The organism is Polymorphospora rubra, assembly GCF_018324255.1.
In the GTDB taxonomy this organism is placed as follows: domain Bacteria; phylum Actinomycetota; class Actinomycetes; order Mycobacteriales; family Micromonosporaceae; genus Polymorphospora; species Polymorphospora rubra.
In genome coordinates this window covers 2,260,747-2,279,376 of the sequence record NZ_AP023359.1, presented here as the reverse complement: position 1 = coordinate 2,279,376, position 18,630 = coordinate 2,260,747, and the positions used below count along the sequence as shown (strand labels likewise).

16 protein-coding genes and 2 pseudogenes are annotated in these 18,630 nt (G+C 69.3%); 15 read left to right on the top strand and 3 right to left on the bottom strand.

The window, feature by feature from the left end; genetic code table 11:
• Positions 1–308: 308 nt before the first annotated feature.
• Positions 309–1,067, top strand: a complete 759-nt coding sequence (locus Prubr_RS10530; protein WP_212824427.1) for a Fic family protein — start codon at positions 309–311, stop codon at positions 1,065–1,067.
• 19 nt (positions 1,068–1,086) lie between these two features.
• Here Prubr_RS10530 and Prubr_RS10525 read toward each other — a convergent pair whose 3' ends face one another.
• Entirely contained in the window at positions 1,087–1,887 is an 801-nt protein-coding gene (locus tag Prubr_RS10525) for an HAD family hydrolase (RefSeq protein WP_212824424.1), read from the bottom strand.
• Between the two features lie 634 nt (positions 1,888–2,521).
• Here Prubr_RS10525 and ssd point away from each other — a divergent pair.
• From ssd to Prubr_RS10510, 3 genes and pseudogenes are all read left to right on the top strand, one after another.
• Complete coding sequence (ssd, locus tag Prubr_RS10520) at positions 2,522–3,568, top strand: septum site-determining protein Ssd (protein ID WP_212827838.1); 1,047 nt, start codon at positions 2,522–2,524, stop codon at positions 3,566–3,568.
• Positions 3,565–4,206, top strand: a pseudogene (locus tag Prubr_RS10515) (ATPase, T2SS/T4P/T4SS family); the annotation flags it as partial. The gene ssd and the pseudogene Prubr_RS10515, both read left to right, overlap by 4 nt.
• Before the next feature lie 7 nt (positions 4,207–4,213).
• On the top strand, positions 4,214–5,617 hold the full coding sequence (locus Prubr_RS10510) for a recombinase family protein (RefSeq protein WP_212824422.1): 1,404 nt from the start codon (positions 4,214–4,216) through the stop codon (positions 5,615–5,617).
• Positions 5,618–5,621: 4 nt separating this feature from the next.
• On the opposite strand, the gene Prubr_RS10505 is transcribed toward Prubr_RS10510, so the two are convergent.
• Positions 5,622–6,404: a helix-turn-helix domain-containing protein gene (locus Prubr_RS10505; protein ID WP_281425896.1), complete on the bottom strand. Its 783-nt coding sequence runs from the start codon at positions 6,402–6,404 to the stop codon at positions 5,622–5,624.
• A 146-nt stretch (positions 6,405–6,550) separates the two neighbouring features.
• Between Prubr_RS10505 and Prubr_RS10500 the strand changes: the two genes are divergently transcribed.
• The 4 genes from Prubr_RS10500 (at position 6,551) to Prubr_RS10485 (ending at position 9,767) form a co-directional block, all read left to right on the top strand.
• Complete coding sequence (locus tag Prubr_RS10500) at positions 6,551–6,745, top strand: helix-turn-helix transcriptional regulator (protein WP_246568538.1); 195 nt, start codon at positions 6,551–6,553, stop codon at positions 6,743–6,745.
• Entirely contained in the window at positions 6,742–6,918 is a 177-nt protein-coding gene (locus Prubr_RS10495; RefSeq protein WP_212824416.1) for a hypothetical protein, read from the top strand. The genes Prubr_RS10500 and Prubr_RS10495 overlap by 4 nt, the downstream gene beginning before the upstream one ends.
• 384 nt (positions 6,919–7,302) lie before the next feature.
• Positions 7,303–8,148 carry a toprim domain-containing protein gene (locus Prubr_RS10490; RefSeq protein WP_212824414.1) on the top strand — a complete coding sequence of 282 codons (846 nt, stop codon included), beginning with the start codon at positions 7,303–7,305 and terminating at the stop codon, positions 8,146–8,148.
• The gene (locus Prubr_RS10485; protein WP_212824412.1) at positions 8,145–9,767 is read left to right on the top strand and encodes a YfjI family protein; all 1,623 of its coding nucleotides are present in this window, start codon (positions 8,145–8,147) and stop codon (positions 9,765–9,767) included. The genes Prubr_RS10490 and Prubr_RS10485 overlap by 4 nt, the downstream gene beginning before the upstream one ends.
• Positions 9,768–10,263: 496 nt before the next feature.
• Here Prubr_RS10485 and Prubr_RS10480 read toward each other — a convergent pair whose 3' ends face one another.
• Positions 10,264–11,286: a tyrosine-type recombinase/integrase gene (locus tag Prubr_RS10480; RefSeq protein ID WP_246568536.1), complete on the bottom strand. Its 1,023-nt coding sequence runs from the start codon at positions 11,284–11,286 to the stop codon at positions 10,264–10,266.
• Positions 11,287–11,642: 356 nt separating this feature from the next.
• Here Prubr_RS10480 and Prubr_RS10475 point away from each other — a divergent pair, with 356 nt between their 5' ends.
• The 7 genes and pseudogenes from Prubr_RS10475 to Prubr_RS10450 all read left to right on the top strand — a co-directional run bounded on the left by Prubr_RS10475 (position 11,643) and on the right by Prubr_RS10450 (position 18,626).
• Positions 11,643–12,113: a DUF6011 domain-containing protein gene (locus Prubr_RS10475; RefSeq protein ID WP_212824410.1), complete on the top strand. Its 471-nt coding sequence runs from the start codon at positions 11,643–11,645 to the stop codon at positions 12,111–12,113.
• Positions 12,110–12,286, top strand: coding sequence for a hypothetical protein (locus Prubr_RS10470; protein ID WP_212824408.1), 177 nt, complete (start codon positions 12,110–12,112; stop codon positions 12,284–12,286). Before Prubr_RS10475 ends, Prubr_RS10470 begins: the two co-directional genes overlap by 4 nt.
• Positions 12,283–12,963 carry a hypothetical protein gene (locus tag Prubr_RS10465; protein WP_212824406.1) on the top strand — a complete coding sequence of 227 codons (681 nt, stop codon included), beginning with the start codon at positions 12,283–12,285 and terminating at the stop codon, positions 12,961–12,963. The genes Prubr_RS10470 and Prubr_RS10465 overlap by 4 nt, the downstream gene beginning before the upstream one ends.
• A gap of 357 nt (positions 12,964–13,320) precedes the next feature.
• Positions 13,321–14,154: a hypothetical protein gene (locus tag Prubr_RS10460; RefSeq protein WP_212824404.1), complete on the top strand. Its 834-nt coding sequence runs from the start codon at positions 13,321–13,323 to the stop codon at positions 14,152–14,154.
• 134 nt (positions 14,155–14,288) lie between these two features.
• Positions 14,289–14,543 (top strand): annotated as a pseudogene (locus Prubr_RS38170) (helix-turn-helix domain-containing protein); the annotation flags it as partial.
• Between the two features lie 34 nt (positions 14,544–14,577).
• Positions 14,578–14,943, top strand: coding sequence for a hypothetical protein (locus Prubr_RS36785; protein ID WP_246568534.1), 366 nt, complete (start codon positions 14,578–14,580; stop codon positions 14,941–14,943).
• Positions 14,940–18,626: a hypothetical protein gene (locus Prubr_RS10450; protein WP_212824400.1), complete on the top strand. Its 3,687-nt coding sequence runs from the start codon at positions 14,940–14,942 to the stop codon at positions 18,624–18,626. Before Prubr_RS36785 ends, Prubr_RS10450 begins: the two co-directional genes overlap by 4 nt.
• Positions 18,627–18,630 lie beyond the last annotated feature (4 nt).

The window sequence follows — 18,630 nt, the reverse complement described above, 5'->3', positions numbered from 1 at the left end:
AAGGCTCCTCGTGCGTCACGTGATTTACGTCTCCATCGCGAAGGTTAGTTGCGATGTCCTGACTGGTGCGACAGCTGGGCCGGTCGGACGCGTGACCGCGCGCCGAGTGGCCGCTGCCGCGCGCCGGCCGGTCCGCCGTTGGTGCGTCCTGCGGTCCGGGGTGCGTCGGTACGGCGGGGACGATGCGCGAGAGTTGCGCGCCGGGTGGCCGTACCTGATCGAATCTTGCCATTTCCGAGCTGAACTACGCAGCCCTCCTTTGCGTACCCGAGGTGTCGGCCGTCCGTGGGCGGGGTTAGCGTGACGGCGTGACCGCCGACCCGCTCGCGCCCCTCCTCACCCTGGCCGATGTCGTGCCGGCCGTCGACCGGGCCCGCGACCGGGTCGACCAGGCACTGCGCCACCGCGCCCTACGTCGCCACGGCGGCCAGGTCGCGGCCGAGATCAGCCTGCGGTCCGCGGTCGCCAGCGCCGCCCTGGAGGGATACGTCCACGAGTGGGAGGCCGTCCGCGCCGGCACCGTCACCGACCCCGTGGCCCAGGGCGCACTACGGGTCGCCGGTGCCCTGCCCGGGCTTGCCGACCGGTGGCCGAAGGCGCCCCGGCAGGTGCTCGCCCGGCTGCACGTGCTCGCGGCGCGCGGTGCCGTCGCCGAGGACGCGCTCGGCCGGCCGGCGGGTGGCGCCGTCGACGATCCGGCGACCGCGGCCCGGCTCGACGCCCTGGCCGCCCTGGTCACCGGCGGCACCTCGGTCTCTCCGCTGGTGCTGGCCGCCGTCGTGCACGGAGAACTGCTCACGCTGCGGCCGTTCGCGGGCCCGTCCGGCGTGGTCGCCCGGGCCGCCGCGCGCCTGACCCTGCTGTCCACCGGGTTCGACCCGCGTGGGCTGGTCGCCGTCGACGTCGGCCACCACGAGCGGGAACCCGAGTACGTCGGCGCGGCCGGCGCCTTCGCCACCGGCACACCGGACGGGGTACGCGCCTGGCTGCGGCACTACACCGCGGCGATCGAGGTCGGGGCCGACCAGATCACCGCCGTCGGCGACGAGGTGCTCGCCGCCGGCTAGCGGGGGCGGTGCGACCCGGTCAGGTGGAGGCGGCCCGGGTCCGGCGGTGGCGGCCGTACCAGGCGATGCCGATCGCCACACCGACTCCGACCCCGATCGCCGCCGCGGCGACCGGCACGGCCGGCCGCTCGCGCAACCGGCGGTGGACCGGGATCGGGTGGCGGAACTCCAGCACCGGCCACGAGTTCTCCGACGCGAGCTTGCGCAGCGCCCGATCGGGGTTGACCGCGGTCGGGTGCCCCACGCACTCCAGCAGCGGGATGTCGCTCGACGAGTCGGAATAGGCGAAGCAGTCGGCGAGGTCGTATCCCCGTGCCTTGGCCAGCTCGCTGACCGCGTCGACCTTGGCCGGGCCGGCCGCGTAGAACTCGACCTCGCCGGTGTAGCGCCCTTCGGAGATCGTCATCCGGGTGGCGATCACGTCGGGCACGCCGAGCAGTTCGCCGATCGGCCGGACCATCTCGTCGCCGGAGGCGGAGACCAGGACGACATCCCGGCCGGCCGCCCGGTGCTCCTCGATCAACGCCGCGGCCTCGGCGTACACGTAGGGGTTGATCAGTTCGTGCAGGGTCTCCGCGACGATCTGCCGAACCTGGTCGACCTGCCATCCCTTGCAGAGGGTCGCCAGGTAGTCGCGGGTACGCGCCATCGTCTGCTCGTCCGTGCCGCCCAACCGGAACATCAGCTGGGCGTACGCGGACTTGACCACGTCCCGTCGCGTGATCAGGCCGTCGCGGTAGAACGGCCGACCGAACGCCAAGGCACTGGACTTGGCGATCACGGTCTTGTCGAGATCGAAAAAGGCGGCACTTCGGCCCACGGCGCGCAAGTCTAGCCGGATGGTCTATGGTCTGCGGGTGCACGGGGGGCATGGCCGCTGCCCTGTCGACCTGCGAATCCTGATCCGCAGGTCAGCGATGTGGCGACCGTCGATCCCCGGGCCCAGCGTGGGCCGATGTCGTGCGTTGGGGTAAACGCCACTCGACGCGCAGCGGTCTACTCAGGCATGCTTGTAATCGCGACAGAGTTCTGTGTGATTGGCTCGTCCGACTGACCCTCAGCGGTTGCACCCCCCGTGACCGCTGAGTGGGTTCGGCTCGACCCCCCGGAGCCGAACCTCAAGACGACCCCCGTCTCCCCCCGACGGGGGTCGTCCCATTTTCGGGGGTAGCGCTCCCACGCCGCTGGTCGTGGCGTCGTTTCGCGTAGCTCGGCATTGTCGATCATGAGTCGGATACGTCGCGTCCGGGCTACTTCGTCGCCGCCCCGATAGCAGATCCACCATCGACCGCCAGCGCTGTCCACAGGTGGGTCGGTTATCCACAGCTACGCCATTGCCGGCTGCCCCGACCGGGCCGGCTCCGCCACGGTTGTGCCCTACCGCACCCGACCGTTGGAGGAGCGCGATGCCACCCCGTACCTCCGTCCGCCCCACGCCGCGGCTGCCGCTCGTGGTGACCTCCGACACCGATCTGCTCGACGACCTGCTGCGGCTCGCGGCCGCCGGCGGCCGCGAGATCGACGTGGCCCCCGACCCCGCCGCCGCCCGGTCGCGCTGGAACACCGCCCCACTGGTGCTCGTCGGCAGCGACCAGGTCCAGCCCTGCCTACGGGCCCGGCTGCCCGGCCGCCCCCGGCTGGTGCTCGTCGGTCGCTCCGGCGCCGACAACACGGTCTTCGAGGTCGCCCACCTGATCGGTGCCGAGCACGTGGCGCTGCTGCCGGCGGCCGAACCCTGGTTGGTCGACCGGTTCGCCGAGCCGGTCGTCGAAGGCACCGCCGCCGGCCGGATCGTCGCCGTGGTCGGCGGCCGTGGCGGAGCGGGCGCCAGCGTGCTCGCCGGCGGCCTGGCGATCACCGCGTCCCGCGCCGGCCTGCGCACGCTCCTCGTCGACGCGGATCCCCTCGGCGGTGGCCTCGACCTGGTGCTCGGCTGGGAGCAGTTGGAGGGGTTGCGTTGGCCGGCGCTCACCCGTGCCGACGGTCGGGTCGACGTGCCCGCGCTGGTCCGGGCCCTGCCCGGCCGGGGCGACCTCGTCATGCTCTCCTGGGACCGCGGCGACCTACTCGATCTGCCCGCCGAGGCGATGGCCGCCACCATCGACGCCGGACGCCGTGGCCGCGACATCGTCGTCGTCGACCTGCCCAGACAGTTCGACGACGCGGCGGTCGTCGCGCTGCAGGCCGCCGACCACGCATTCGTGATCGTGCCCGCCGAGCTGCGCGCCACCGCCGCCGCGGCCCGCGTCGCCGCCGCGGCGGCAGTGCACAGCACCAACCTCGCCGCCATCGTGCGGGGCCCGGCCCCGGGCCGGCTGAAGGGCCGCGAGATCGCCCGGGCGTTGGGGATGCCGCTCGCCGGGACGCTGCGTCCCGAGCCCGGCCTGTGTCGGGGACTCGAACGCGGCGAGGCGCCCGGAGCCACCGGACGGGGCCCGTTGGCCGAACTGTGTCAGCGGATCATCGCCGAGATCACCGGCACCCCGGTGGCCGCCACATGAGCGGCATCCGATCCTCCCGGCCGTCCGGCCAGGGCGCCGACCTCGCCGTACGGGTCCGGCGGCACTTCGTCACCCGAGGTGCCGACGTGACGCCGGCCGCCGTCGTCACCGCCGTACGCGAGGACGGTGGCGCGGCGGTCCTCGGCGACAACGCTGTACTACGCCTGGCGACCCGGGTGCACGACGACCTCGTCGGCGCCGGCCCACTCGCCCCGCTGCTCTCGGACGCCGACGTCACCGACATCCTCGTCAACGGCACCACGGTCTGGGTCGACCGGGGACGGGGACTGCGCCGGGTGGCGGTGCCGCTCGGCGGGGTCGACGACGTGCGGCGGCTGGCCCAGCGGCTCGCCGCCGCCTGCGGGCGCCGCCTCGACGACGGTGCGCCGTTCGCCGACGCCCGGCTGCCCGACGGCACCCGGCTGCACGCCGTACTGCCACCGGTGGCCGTCGCGGGACCCTATCTGTCGCTACGCACCTTCCGGCAACGGCCCTTCACCCTCGCCGAACTCGTCGAGCGCGGCACGGTCCCGCCCACCGCCGAGCCGCTGCTCGCCGGCATCGTGGCCGCCCGGCTGGCCTACCTCGTGACCGGCGGCACCGGCTCGGGCAAGACGAACCTCTCGAAAGTGATACTGTGCGTGCATGAGGCTGCGCGCTGCCAAGTACCGCCGGATCTCCTCCGACCGGGAGGGGCGCGAGCTGGGCATCGACCGCCAAGACGAGCAACTCGACGACCTCGCCGAACGGCTCGACCTCGTCATCGTCGGCGACTACGTCGACAACGACATCGGCGCATCGGCCAAATCCCGCAAGCCGCGGCCGGACTACAACCGGCTCCTAGCCGACGCTCGGGCCGGCAAGTTCGAGTACATCCTTGCCGCGACCACCGGCCGGCTGACCCGGCGTCCCCGCGAGCACGAAGACCTCATCGACCTGGCCGTGCAGCACGGCACGAGGTTTGCCTACTCCCGCTCGCCCAGCTTCGACCTCAACACGGCCCAGGGCCGCAGGGTCGCCCGGACGCTAGCCGCCCAGGATGCAGGGGAGAGCGAAGAGATCGCCGAGCGGGTGGTCGACGCCGCCCGGCAGCGGGCAATGCGGGGTGGCAACCACGGTGGACGCCGCTGCTTCGGCTACACAAAGGACGGGCTGCACCTCGAGCCGGCCGAGGCTGCCGAGGTTGAACGGCTCGCTGACGAGCTGCTCCGCGGTACGCCGCTCGCCGCCCTGGCCAAGGATCTGAACAGCCGCGGCGTGAAGACGACCTCCGGCGGCCAGTTCACCCCGACGACGGTCCGGGACCTGATGCGGATCCCGCGGCTGGCCGGGCTTCGGGTCTACCGGGGCGAGGTCGTCGGCGAGGGAAACTGGCCGGCGATCCTTGGCGTCGAGCAGCATCACGCTCTGGTTGCCCTGTTGACCGACCCAGCGCGGCGCACAACGACCGGAAACAGGGCCGCCTACCTCCTGTCGGGGCTGGCGCGTTGCGCGGCCTGTGGGGGCTCGATCACGTCGTTCGGGATCAAGACGTCTCGTGACGGAAAGAAGCGGCTGTCGACGCCTCGCCACCTGTACCGGTGTCGGTCGGGTGCGTGTGTGGCCCGCCGGCGGGACTGGGTCGATACCTACGTCTCGCAGTCCATCTTCGATCGCCTCCGGCAGCCGGACGCGGTCGAGCTGCTCGTCGACCGGAGCCGGCCGGATTCGACGGCACTGCAGGACGAGGCGCACGCGCTACGGGTCCAGCTCGACGAGGCCGCGGCCCTGTTCGCCCGACGGCGGATCGACAGCCGGCAGCTCGACATCATCACGAAGGGCGTGAACGAGCGCCTGGCCGAGATCCATGAGATCCGGCAGCACGTCAGCCGGGCTCCGATCCTGCGCGACCTGGTCGAGGCAGGCGAGCGGATCGAAGAGGTCTGGGAAGGCATGACGCTGGACCGGCAGCGCGCGGTGGTGCAGTGCCTCATCGAGGTCAAGCTGCATCCAGGTGGCGGCGGCCGGCGGACGTTCGATCCGACGAAGGTGCAGATCAACTGGATCTGAGGGACTACTCGTCGTCCTCGCCGGGCATCTGCGGCGGGTGGAAGTTCCGGGCGAACTTCTGCGCGTCTTGGATCGCCGCTCCGTCGCCTGGCTTGTGTTCGCGGTGCTGGCCCCGACCAGTCTGGTCGACGATCCTCAACGACCCTGGATGCTCGGCAACGATTGCGTCAGCCTGCTCGGGTGTCAGGTAGACATGCCGCTTCTCGTCGATGTATCGAAGGTCGTCGGGAAGTTCCGGCGGCTCGAGGTCATGCCGGCGCATGTCGGCGCGGATATTCCGTAGCCGCACCAGGAGTTGCCCGGCGCGACTCTTCCGCTCCGGGTCTGCTGTTGCAGGGCTCGGCGGAAACAGGTCGTCGGTCACGATGTCGAGATAGTCGTTCAGAACGCGATCGTGCTGACGGAACAGGTAGAGCGGGACGGCTTGCCGGGTTTCCACCTCATCGGACGTCATTGCCTCGCCCGTAAACCAGCGGGCTGCGGCCCAGGTGCTCAGCGTGATCCCAGGAACAATCTCGACCTCTCCGGAGATCTGATCGGTGCGCGTTCCAACCGGGAACAGCAGCAGATACGGCGGCACGCTGAGGGCGCGTGCAAGCACGAAGAGGTCATCGATTGAGATACCTCGGCCGCCAAGCTCCATCTTGCTAATGACCTGTCGGGACAGGTTCCCGCCCTGTTGGCGGACCCGGTCAGCCAACTGCTGAGCAGTCAAGCGCTGTTGCTCACGGTGATGCCGAATTGACAGAGCGAGTAGCTGCTCTGGGCTCGGTGGACCATCCGACACGACTTTGTCTCCTCGGTGCGCGATTTTGCGTCACGCTAGCACGGATCCCGCGTTGCACAACGCCGACGCTGTGTGTAGCGTCCGTGGCATGCGTGGTTCGTATTGAACCACGGAGGCCACGTAAGGACGAACGTATGCTTCCACGTATGGCGCAAACGCCAAGACTCTGGACGCACCGCGAAACCGCAGAGTTCCTCTCCATCTCCGCAACGCAGCTCTACGCCCTCAATCGAGAAGGCGACGGCCCGCCGTCGTTCAAGATCGGCAAGCTTCGTCGCTACGACCCGGCGGATGTTCGTGCCTGGCTCGGCTCTCACTGCAAAGAGGGGGTGAAGGCATGACGAAGGAAGAGATCATCGAGTACATCCGGGAGAACCGGCCCGAGTACCCGCCTCTCAGTGAGGCGCAGCGTGTCCGGCTGACCGTACTGCTGCGAGACGACCTGCCGGTCGGTATCCAGCGCGGCGACGGCCCGTTTCGACCTGTCGCGGCATCACTCCCGGAGGCCGCGTGAGCACGCAAAAAAGCGGGGCCGGAGCACCACCTCCGACCACCGCCAACGACGACCCCGCCACCCTCGAAGTAGCAGGTTCGCCTCCGATCGTAGCCGACCCACCTGTCATCGAAAACCCCCGATGGCAGACGGGAGCGACCCCGGTCGTCGAGGCAGTCCTGTACCCCCCGCACCTTCCCGGCCGCACCCGCGCCGTCGCCGTTGTCGAGGACTGCCCTCACTGCGGCGAAGCGCACATCCTGCGGCCCGCTGACCAGCACTCGAACATGTCGCGCGTCTGCCCGGTCCGCCGGCTGCGGTACATCGCCCGACCGAGGCGCAACGTCCGGCGGCGGGTGCGGCGTGCGACCTAACCCATCCCGACTCTCACCCGAGGGCAGATCAGTGCCTACCGCCCACGAGTGGTTCTCCGGGCTGCTCGACGTCGCCGGTTCGCAGCCGCGCGGCGCGGCCCTGCGGCAGTGCCCGGCGCACTCCGACCGCAGCCCAAGCCTGTCGGTGCGACCGGGCCCAGAGGGCTCGGTCCGGGTGAAGTGCTTCACCGGGTGCACGACCGAGCAGATCCTTGCCTCGGTGGCGTGCAGCCGTACCCGGCTCGCCAAGCCCGCACCGATCCCGCCGGCCGCGTACGCCGAACAGGTCCGGCTGGCCCTGACCTTCCCCGAGGTCGTCGTCCGCGAGGGCAGCCCGGCAAGCCGCGGGTACCGCCTCGAGGCGGTGCACGACTACGGCCAGGCTGCCCTGTTTCGCTGGCGCTCCCGGAGCGGCGACAAGGAACTCGTGTGGGAGACGCGCAAGGAATCCGGCGCCCTGGTGCCGGGCCTCATCGGCGTAACCCTGCTCGACCTGCCGCTGTACCGGGAGTCCGAGGTGCGGATGGCGATGGCGACCGGCGAGCCGGTGCTGCTCGTCGAGTCGGAATCGTCCGTGGACGCCCTGCGGGGGTTCTATGCGACGACATGGGCGGGCGGGGCGGACGCGGTCAACCTTCGCCGCCTGGTCGACATCCTCGTCGGCTACCCGAACACGGTCGCCATCCCGGACAACGACCCGGCCGGACGCCGCTGGCGTGACCGGGCGTACGCCGCCGGGATCGCCCCGTTCACGGTCTGGCCCGCCGAAGGCGCGGACGCCCGCGACCTGTGGCAGCAACTCGGCCCGACCGATTTCCATCGGGTTGTGCAGAACACACTCCAGGAAGCACCGTCTTCCGCAGGGAGGGCCGCGTGAGCATCGAAGCCCGCCCCCGCCCTCGCCGTTCGCACCCAGAGGAGCCCGACCGTTGGGCGCTGGACAAGGAGTTCCAGGCGGCCACCAACGGCAACGGGTCGTCCCAGTCGCGCCCATGGTCGGATCCCGAACCGCTGGGGCAGCCAAGCGTTGGGAAGCCGGGGCCATTCCCGATCGACGCGGTTCCCTTCGTGTTCGGCGACATGATCGCGGCAGTGGCCGGCAACAAGCAGGTGCCTTTCGACCTGCCTGCCCTCATGGGCTTGGCAGCGGCGGCAACGTTGGCTGCCCCCCGGCTGGCGATCGAGTGCGAGGCCGGCTGGGTCGAACCCCTGAACATCTACGCGGCCATTGCACTGGAGCCGGGCAGTCTCAAAAGCCCTGCCACTACCGACGTGATCGAGGAGGTCCGTCGACAGCACAAGTTGCTTCGTGCCAACCACGCGGACAGGGTCGAGGAAGACCGGAAGGCGCACGCCCGCGAACTTGCCTCTGCCCGTGAGCGGAAGCCCAAGATTCAAAAATCGGGCACGGACGCCGAGAAGGCAGGCCTCGAGGTTCTGATCCGGGATGCCGAAGAGAAGCTCAAGACGCTGGACGAGGCGCCAACCCCGCGCATCCTGATGCCGTCGGACAACACCGTTGAGAACCTGACCCGCTCCATGTCGGTCAACGGCGAGCACGGGGCCATCCTTGACTCTGAGGGCACCTTCTTTTCGATCTTGCTAGGCCGGTACACGGGCGGCGTGCCGAACCTCGACAGCGTGCTGAAGGCGTATGACGGCGACTACATCGAGGTAGGTCGCATCAACCGCGAACAACGCGATATGACGCGGGCGGTGCTCACCCTTGGGTTGGCGGTGCAGCCGATGATCCTCGAGGACGCGGGCAAGTCGCGGGCCATGGTCGAGCAGGGGCTGCTTGGGCGGTTCCTGTTCGCCCTCCCCAAGAGCATGATCGGCTACCGCAAACCGCGCGGAACGGCATACGACCGTCAGGCACTCGATGCGTGGGCGAACTGCTTGAAGCGCATCTCTGCCCTCGAGGTGCCCAAGCCGGAGACGCCGAAGCGCGAGTTCCCCCGCCTGCATCTCAACGACGAGGCGCGAGACAGGTTCTTCGACTACAAGCAGAAGCTCGAGGTCATGCTGCGCCCCGATGGCGACCTCGGCGACCTGCGTGGATGGGGAGCCAAGCACGCTGGTCGGACGCTACGGATCGCAGGACTGTTGCACCTGATCACGGGTGCCACCACCGGAGAGCCTGTCGACGACCTCACCATGCAAGCGGCGGTCACGGTAGCCGAGTGGGCCGTACCGCATGCGGTCGCGGTGTTCGGGATGGAAGACGAGTCCCCGCGGGCCGAGGACGAGAACGCGACGGCACTGCTGACCTGGATCCAGGAGAAGAAGCCCGAGGTTCTGTCGCTCAACGAGATCAACCGAAAGTGCCGCCAAGCCTGGGTCAAGAAGGGCAAGAAGGCGGCCATTGTGCCAGTGATCGACCGACTGCTTGAGGCCGGCTGGCTCAGGGAGGACGCGACCACCGACAAGGCCGGACGGCCGGCGGTTGTGTACCTCCGGCACCCGAAGCTCTCGGAAGACGGGCCGCTGTGGTGAGCCGGAGGTGCGTCACCCTCTCGGAGATGCGTCACCCGGTGCGTCACCCGGTGCGTCACCCGGTCGGGTTTGGCTCTGAGCTGGGAATACGGAGGTGCGTCACCCGAATCACCCGGAAAACCGGTCCGTTGGGTGACGGCATCCTCGCCCCGACGCAGCAGGGATCGATGTTGGTCGAGTTTTGGGTGGGCGACGCACCGGGTGACGCATGGGTGACGCACCCCCCTTTGAGGGTGACGCATCTCCGTTGGTGCGTCACCCGTCACTCTGTCTCCTTTAAGCACATTTCCAACTATTATTATTACTTACCGTATATCCTTACTACCTATTTGGTTGCTGTCGGTATTGGTGGCGGCTATCTCCAAGGGTGGGTGACGAACACCCCCAGGAGTGGGTGACGCAGGTGACGCACCTCCCGGCGCGTTGCTGTTTCCGGTTCGCCGTGGGCAGGGTGACGCACCTGCTCGGCCCTGCCGCAGGGGACCGGAAGCAGAAGCTACTCTGCGTTGTCCTGACCGGAGACCAGGCCGGCAACAAGGTACGCAGGGGAGCGGTCGAGCGAGCCGCGAGAGCGGTCGTAGCGACGGGTCACCCGCGGGTCGGCGTGGCCGAGCATGTCTTGGACATCTCGCAGTGCTGCGCCAGCGTCAAGGGCGGCGGTGGCAAGGCTGTGGCGCAGGCCGTGAGGGCTAAGGCTGTCGGCGTTTGGCAGTCCGGCATCCTTGGCGATCCGTCGCACCAGGCGGAACACGGCGGGCTGGTCGACTCGCTTGCCTCGCCGGGTCACGAAGGCCGGCCCGGCGAGCTGCTCGACAGGCACGCCCTCGGCGGCGGCGCGGGCCTCGAGGTAGGCGTCGAGGATGCGGCCGAGCGGGGGCGGGATCGGCAGCTTCCGCATCTTGTTTCCCTTGCCGCGCACCATGACGATCCGGTGTCCGCGGTCGTGGCCGAAGTTCGCCATGTCGAGCTGAATGGCCTCGCTGACCCGCAGGCCGAGGTTGGTGAGCATGGCGAAGATCGCAAAGTCGCGCTTGCTGGCCTTGCCTGCGGCGCGCATGAAGGCGGCGACCTGGTCGCCCGTCAGGCCAACGGTCGTCGAGGCGTCACGGTCGACGGACGGCCGATCAACGGCGGTCGCGGGGTTGATGGCCGTGACGTCGTTCGAGACGAGGTAGTCGTACCAGGAGGCGACCGTCGACAGCCGGCGGGCGGTGGACGACGCGGCGAGCGGCCCGCCGGTCTTGCCGTTGCGAAGTTGCTCGGCCCAGACGTCAACGTCGCCGCGGCGCGCGTTGCGTGGGTCGAGGTTGGTCTGCTCGCACCAGGTGAGGAACTCGGCGAGGTCGCGGAAGTAGGCGCGGCGGGTGTTGTCGCTGCGGCGCGACTTGAGCCATGCGGCGGTGGCGCTGCGGAGGTTCCAGCGTTCGGCGGTGTCGTCGGCCGGGAGTGGAAGGGCATTGACGGCGGCCCGGACCGGGTCGACGTCGGCGGGGGAGTGGGGGGTCAGGTCGGTGGCCACGAATACATGATAACGGTGATTATCATGTATTCGGGGTTGCAGTTTGGTGGACCCTGTAGCGCCCTGATCAAGCCTGCTGTCATCGGTAGTTGCGCCGGTACGCCGTCCGGGCGCGGGGTACGACCGGTTCCTCGAGTGCCCGGCTACGCCGCCGGCAACCGTTGCTTGGTCGCCAACGGTCGGCACCTTTTTGCCACCGCCGGCAAAGAGCCTGCTTGCGCCTGCCGGCGGACCCTCCCCGTGGGCATCAGCCCCACGCAAGATCAATTTCCATCGCCGGGAAAGAGCCTGATTAGCACCCCTTCAACCTTGCCGTCCCGAGACGGCGAAGTTCGACCGCTGGCGGAGGTGGCCCGATGACCGCCCCGTCCCGCTCGTACTACGCGGTTCCCGACCCCGCCGACCCGACCGCCATGACCTACTGGCGGACCGGCCGCCGCGGGCTCGCCATGTGGCCACCCAAGGCCAGGTATGGGCCGCTGCTGTTCGCCGCCGACGTCCCGCCCGGCCTGAAGGGGCTCGACCGGGAGGCGTTCATCCGCAACTGGGCGGCGACCGTCCGAACCCCGTGGCAGGAAGCCGTCAACGCTGCCATCGAGATCGACCCCGACGGCTGCGCAGCGATGTTCGCCGTCTTCATGACCAGGTGCTGCTACTGCGGCCGGCGCCTGACCGACCCCGAGTCCAAGGCCTACGGCATCGGCCCGGAATGCCGCCGCGGCGTACCCGCCCCGGTGCTCGCTGCAATGGCGAACGCAGTTGGCCGAGCCCACGGTCTGCACGTGCAAACCGCAAAAAACGCGCGCCCGGAAGGAGCGACGCCATGACCTCCGACCACGCCCTCGACCGGCTACGCCGACAGCACACCCGGCCGGCGCTCTTCGAACGGAAGAAGCCCCGGCTGCTGGCCGAGCCGAAGACGAAACCCAAGCCGAAGGAGCCAGAGCAGCTTGCTCTGCCCTTCGCCGACCTGGCCACCCTCGAGGAGGAAGCCCGATGACCGACCAGACCGCCACCCCCGACCCCGAGCCCAACTGGACCGCCGGTATGCGGGAACGGATCGACGACATGTACCGGAACGAGGGAGCCGACGCCGGTACATGCAACCTGCTGCTTTCCCTGCTGGACCTGTGCGAGCGGCGCAACCTCTACCTCCCTGACACCGACTGCCTCGTCGACCTGTTCGGCTACGGGAAGGTGAGGCCGGCCGGGGTGTCCACCATCGACCGCGAAGTCTGGCTCTACGCAGGCGACCTCGCCGAGCCAGCGGGCCTCGATCCCGAGGTCGTCACGGACTACTGGCGGGAGGAGTACGCCGAGGGCGACGACGCGGACCTTCTCCACTACGCCGACGGTCAAGGGGTCGCATGGTTCCTACCGGTCCTCAACTGGGAAGCGACGATGCGGCTCTTCGTCACCCGATCGCCGTGGGCAAAGGAAGTCATGGACGCGCTGATGCCAGCATTCCGAGGCGCCATGGTCAACAGCGGACTCGGTGACGACCTCGCCGGGATCATGGTCGAAGTCGACGACGAGGGCAACCTTCACGCGACCGGCGAGACGAAGACCATGAGCGAGATGATCCGCTCGCAGGGACCGGTTCCCTCGAGGGAAGAAGCCCGCCGAGCTGCATTCGCCGGGCCGGCCGGCTCGGTCGACGACCTCAACGCGGGGTAGCCCGATGCGCAGCCTCATCCGACGCTTCCCGGAGGTGGGGACCGTACCCACGGTTCCCGCCCCGGCGGCCGGGGTCTTTGACCGGTTAGACCACAAAAAGGTGCGTAGGCGGTCGCGCGCGTGTTTTTGTGGTTCGCGCGCGAGAACGTCCACCCGGTCCACCCTGCGGCGACCGTCGTGGCCATCGCGTTTCGGGGGCACCGGTATGGCCCTGGCCGAGAAGTGGACCGGCGCCCGGACCGGTTCACCCGGTCGGCCGGTTCCATGGGCGGTGCCGGCTGGGGCTCGACGTATGGGGCTGTGCCAAGAAGTGGACCGGCAATGTTCACACGTCTTTGTGTTCACAGGTGGTGCCCGGTGACGGCCCGGCGGCGGGGTTCGGTGGCGCATCTGCCGTTGGGCCGGTACGCGGCCCGTGACCCCGATGACGCGTCTCGGTGGACGTACTGGCGGGTTGAGCCGTCGGGCCGGTCGAAGGTGCTGCGGCCGTGGCCGGTGGATGAGCGGTGGGCTCCGTTGCGTCCGCCGTATCCGCCGGGTCTGTCGAAGGCTGACCGGAAGCAGTGGTCGGAGGCCTGGTACAGCCGTGTCTACTTCGTATGGAAGGAGGCGGTGATCGCCGCGATTGCCGCCGACCCCGAGAAGGCCGCTGCCGAGTTCGTTGCTCATGCGCCATTCGACCGGTCGAACGACGAAAACGCGCGCGCGACGGCCGCGGGCGGCAGGACTGACCGCCCGCGAGCGTTTGCAGGCGGCAGCGTTCGAACGCTCGCAGGCAAAAACGCGCACACGGGCGCGATGGAGGGGCGAACGTCGCTACCCGTTCCGATACGTGTCCGGTTTCGTCCGCCGGCCGCTTCGACGCGGCGCCGGTACGAGCAGCAGCTTGTCGCGGCGGCGATGAAGACGGCCGGGCTGAGCTACTCGCGGATCGCCTTCGCCCTGGACCTGCCGAAGGCAACGGTGATTCGCCGGGTTGCTGCCGGCCGCCGGCGGATGGCTGTGGGTGTGGTGAGCCAGGTAGTGCTGATGCTGCGGATCAACCGCTCGGAGGATGACCTGCTGCAGTCGTGTCTGACCGTGTCCGGGCCGGACGACGTCGAGTGGATCCAGTTGAAGGCGGCCCGGCTTACCGCCCTGCGGGCGTGTCTGGACGAGCTGGCCGACAACCCTGCGGGGGGTGGGGTGTGAGTACGCGGGTGCCCGGTCAGGGGAGGCTGGTAGCGCCTGTTTCCGGTCCTGTGGCGGTGATCCTGGCGCGGCTGCTCGACGAGCATCTGCCGAGGCGCTTGTTGTCGCTGGAAACCCTTGTTGAGCGGGGGCGGATGACACCTGACCTGCTCAAGGAAACGCTGCAGATGTGGGCAGACGTCCGGCTCGCGGCGTACGCCTACGAGTCCGGGCCTGCCGTCGCTGCCGTGACGGCAGAGCCCGTGACGGCAGTGGCCTCAGGCTTGATGTTGAGCGAGATCACGACGGAGGCAGCGGCAGAGCTGCTGAACGTGAGTCCGAACAGGGTTCGGCAACTTCTTCGGCGGCGAGACCTGCAAGGACGCAAGATCGGTCGGACCTGGGTTGTTGATCTCGCCGACGCGCGGAGGCAGAGGGATCAACGTGACCAGGGATGGCGAGAGACTGACGGCATCGAGCCCGTCGTTGACCGCACTGACGGCGGCCGAAGCAGCCGCCACCCTGCAACGCCTCGAGTCCGACGCCGCAGCGAAGGAACGCACCGCGAACCTTCTGGCAATTGACCTGGTCAGCCGGGAGGCGGAGGCCAGCTCTGACGGCTCAGGGTCGCCGGTAGCGGGCCAGGGCGACGAGAGCCTTGCTGGGCTGCGGGAAGCGCACCGGGCGGCGTATGAGGCTGCTCAGGCGGCCCGAAGGCAGGTGAGCGGCGCTCGCTGGCTGGTCGACCTGTGGCGGCAGCTCGGATGCCCGGTCAACGAGCCGTCGGGCCGGCTGGGGGATGCGGCGTGACCACCGTCTCCGCCACCCTGCGCCTCCACGTCAGCGACTACGTCCGGGACCTTCGGTCCGCCCGGAACGTGACTCGGTCGTGGGCGCGGGATCTCCGCAGCGAGATGACGATGGCCGGCAGCCTGGCCGGTGGCGCGTTCGGTGAGCGGATCGTTCGCGACGCATCCGGCCGGTTCATGGACTCCCGTGGGCGCTTCATGAGTACCGCGACCGTCATGGGCTCCGTATCTGGTGCTGCCGCCGGCCGGTACTTCGCCCGCGAGTTTGTCCGCCATGCTGGCCGCGGGTTCAATGACCTTGCCCAGCGGGTGCCGGCGGCGCCGGTCCTGAAGTGGGCCGGGATCAGTGGTTCGGTGCTCGCCGCGGGCGCCTCCCTCGAGGCGATTCCGCCGACGCTCTCGGCGATTGGCGGGGGGCTCGGTGCGATACCTGGCCTTGCCTTCTCCGCGGCGGCGTCGCTGGGCACCTTGGCGCTGGGCTCGCGGGGGATTGGTGGCGCCCTGGGCGAGATCTGGGCGCCACCAAAGTCGGGCGGTGGTGGGGGCGGGGGCGTCGACCGGACCGCAGCCGGTTTGCGTCGCCTCGAACAGGCGCAGCGGGGTTTGACGTACGCGCAGCGGGACGCCCGCGAGGCACAACAGGAGCTGAACCGTGCCCGTGAGCAGGCTGTTCGCAGCCTGCGGGACATGAGCCTGCAGCTCGCCGGGCTGCGCCTGGATGAGCAAGATGCCCTCTACGGTGTTGCGGACGCCGAGAAGGAACTCAACGACATCCGGCAGCGGGCCGCCTTGGATCCGTCCCAGTTCGGCGAAGAGGACATCCGCAGAGCCGAGCACGCCTACGAGCGGGCCCAGCACACCCTGAAGGCGACCCGTGCCCAACTCGACGACCTGGCCATCGATCAAGCGCGGGCGGCACGGGCGGGCGTCGAGGGTAGCCAGGAGGTTCAGCAGGCGCTCCGCAACCAAGAGCGGGCACTCGATGGGGTCACGGACGCTCAGTACGCCCTGCTTGATGCCCAGGAGGCGCTGCGGCAGGCGTCCGCCGGTGGTGGCGGGGCGGCGCAGATGGCGACCGCCTACGACAAGCTGTCCAAGAACGCGAAGGCGCTCGTCGACGCGGTTCGCATGTCGAAGAAGGAACTCGACAGGCTGCGGCTCACCGCACAGAACACCCTGACGGCCGGGCTCGGCAAGGAGTTCACCGAAACCGCGCGGATCGCGATCCCGTTCGCGGAGCGGCAGATCGTCCGCTTCTCGAAGACGTGGAACACGACCTTCACCAGCCTGCTCCGCATGGGCCGCGACCCGCAGTTTCTACGCGGCTTCGACCTGGCGATGCAGTCCGGCGACCGGTTCTTTAACAAGGTCAACGCCCGGATCCCGGCGACCGGAACCATGCTCGCCCAGCTCTTCGCCGGCAGCGTTCCGTTCGTTGACCAGTTCGGCGACAGCCTGCTGCGGTACGTGGACGACTTTGAGGCGTGGGTCGACCGCGCGGCTCGGTCCGGTGACCTCGACAGGTTCTTCGCCGACGCCGCCGACCAGGCGTCCGCGTTGCTGGACATCGGCCGCGAGTTGTTCGTTCTTGTCGGCAGGATCGGTGCGAGCCGGCAGGGATCAACGCTGCTTCGGGACATGGCCGACGCCCTCGAGCGGTTCAACGACGAAGCCCAGGGGGCGCAGACGGTTGAGGGCACCCTTGCCACGATGCGGGAAGCGTTCCGTGGCGTCCTCAACGTGCTGCTGATCCTCGGCGAGGCGCTCGGCGACACCCTTGCCGACCCCGGCACCCGCAACGCGGTGGAGGCGTTCTTCAACGTCCTCGGTGTCGGCGCCGAGGTCGTGGCCACGGTCGTGCAGGCGTTCGGGCTGCTGCCCGATGAAGTGCAGACGCTGATCCTGGTCGGCCTGGCGCTGGTGCCGGTATGGGGCCGGCTTCAGGCGATGGGCGCCCAGCTCGGCCTGACAGCGGCGCGCACGGCGACGGCGCTCGCAACGATGGGGCCAGCAAGTGCCCGAGCTGGTGCCGCGCTGACCACCGCGGCGGCTGCCGCAGGCCGGGCCGCGAACGCCTTCTTCTTGCTGCTCGCCGCAGACGCGGTCTTCAAGTCATTCGACGACGCCACGGTTGATGTTGCCCAACTGTCGGCGGAGCTGAACAAGCTGACCGCCGTCTGCGGCACCTCGGCCGAGGTGACCCGCCGGTTCGGCGGCGATGTCGTGGGCCTCGAGTCGAACCTGCAGCGGCTGCAAGGCGCGGTGATGCTGTCGGAGGGGTCCGCCAACAGGTTCATCACCGGCTTGTATCGGAACATCCCACTGCTCGGCCCGCTCGCAGACCGGGTCATCGAGAAGACGCTGGGGCAGTCCTTCCTGTCGGCCGCTGAGGACCTGAAGGTGCTCGACCAGGCGCTCGTCGAGTCGGTCCGTTCGGGCGGCGTCGCGTACGCCGAGAAGCAGCTTGCGGCGCTCGCCGAGCAGGCCGGGGTGTCGATCGACGACCTGAAGAAGCACCTGCCGGAGTACGCCGCGGCGGTCGAGTCGGCGAGCCGGCATACCGGCTACTACGCAGAGCAGGCCAAGAACGCCGAACTGCGGCAGAAGGTGCTGTCGTCCTCGATGCAGGATGGCATCGCCGCTGCCGGCGGCCTGGCCCGCGCCCTGAACCTGCTGAACGGGGAGATGCTCGACGGGCGGGCAGCCGAGTCGGAGTATCAGGCGGCCGTTGATGCCCTTACCGGGTCGATCAAGGAGAACGGTGCCGAGGTTGGCGGGCTGACTGGACTCATGACCTTGCAGTCGGCGGCTGCTCGGGATGTCGATGCTGGGATGCGGCGCCTGTGGGACGCCACTACCGGTGTTGCGGATGCCGTGTACGAGAGCACCAAGGTCAAGGAGGGTGAGGCTGCCGCCCAGCGCAAGGTGGCCGAACTGTATGCGCGGGCGCGGGAGGAGTTGATCCGGCAGACGACAGCGGTTCTTGGCTCTCGCGACGCGGCCGAGAAGTACGTCGATGAGATCTACCGGATTCCGACGCAGTGGACGACGAGCGTCCGTTTGGAAACCGAGGGCGCGGCGGCCGGTGTGGGGAACTTCAAGCGGCTGCTGAACTCAATTCCTCGGGATGTCTGGACGAACGTTCATGCCCGGCAGGGCTTCGGCCCTGCTCAGCGGTGGGGTGGCATCACGGAACGCCGGTGGGGTGGAGTCAAGGAGAACCGCGAGGACAGGTACGTTCCAGCGCAGGCCGGGGCGCTCCGCGATGCGATGATCGCCTCGCCGGTGGGCGTCGCCCGCTACTCGTGGGCTGAGCAGGCGACCGGCGGCGAGCTGTTTGCGCCGAAGTTCGGGAACCTGGCGAAGACCCGCCGCGAGGTTGGCTGGGCGGTTGAGAACTGGTGGGGTGGCGAGGTTCAGTGGGGGCCGCAGGGTGGCCGGGCCGGGAGGTTCGGCCAACGCGCGCGGCAGGTCGTCGACTATGGGCGGCCGGCTTCGGCCAGCACGGTGACGGCGGTCATCGACTACGACCGGCTTGGCGCATCCGTCGCTGCCCACCTGAGAGAGCCGCTGGCCGACGCTGCCCGAGTCAGCGGATCTGGGACCACCGTCGTGCAGATCGATTCGGTTGAGGTTGCTCGGGCTACCCAATCCGGGCAACGCGCCGAGGCGAGGCGAGGCTAGGGGC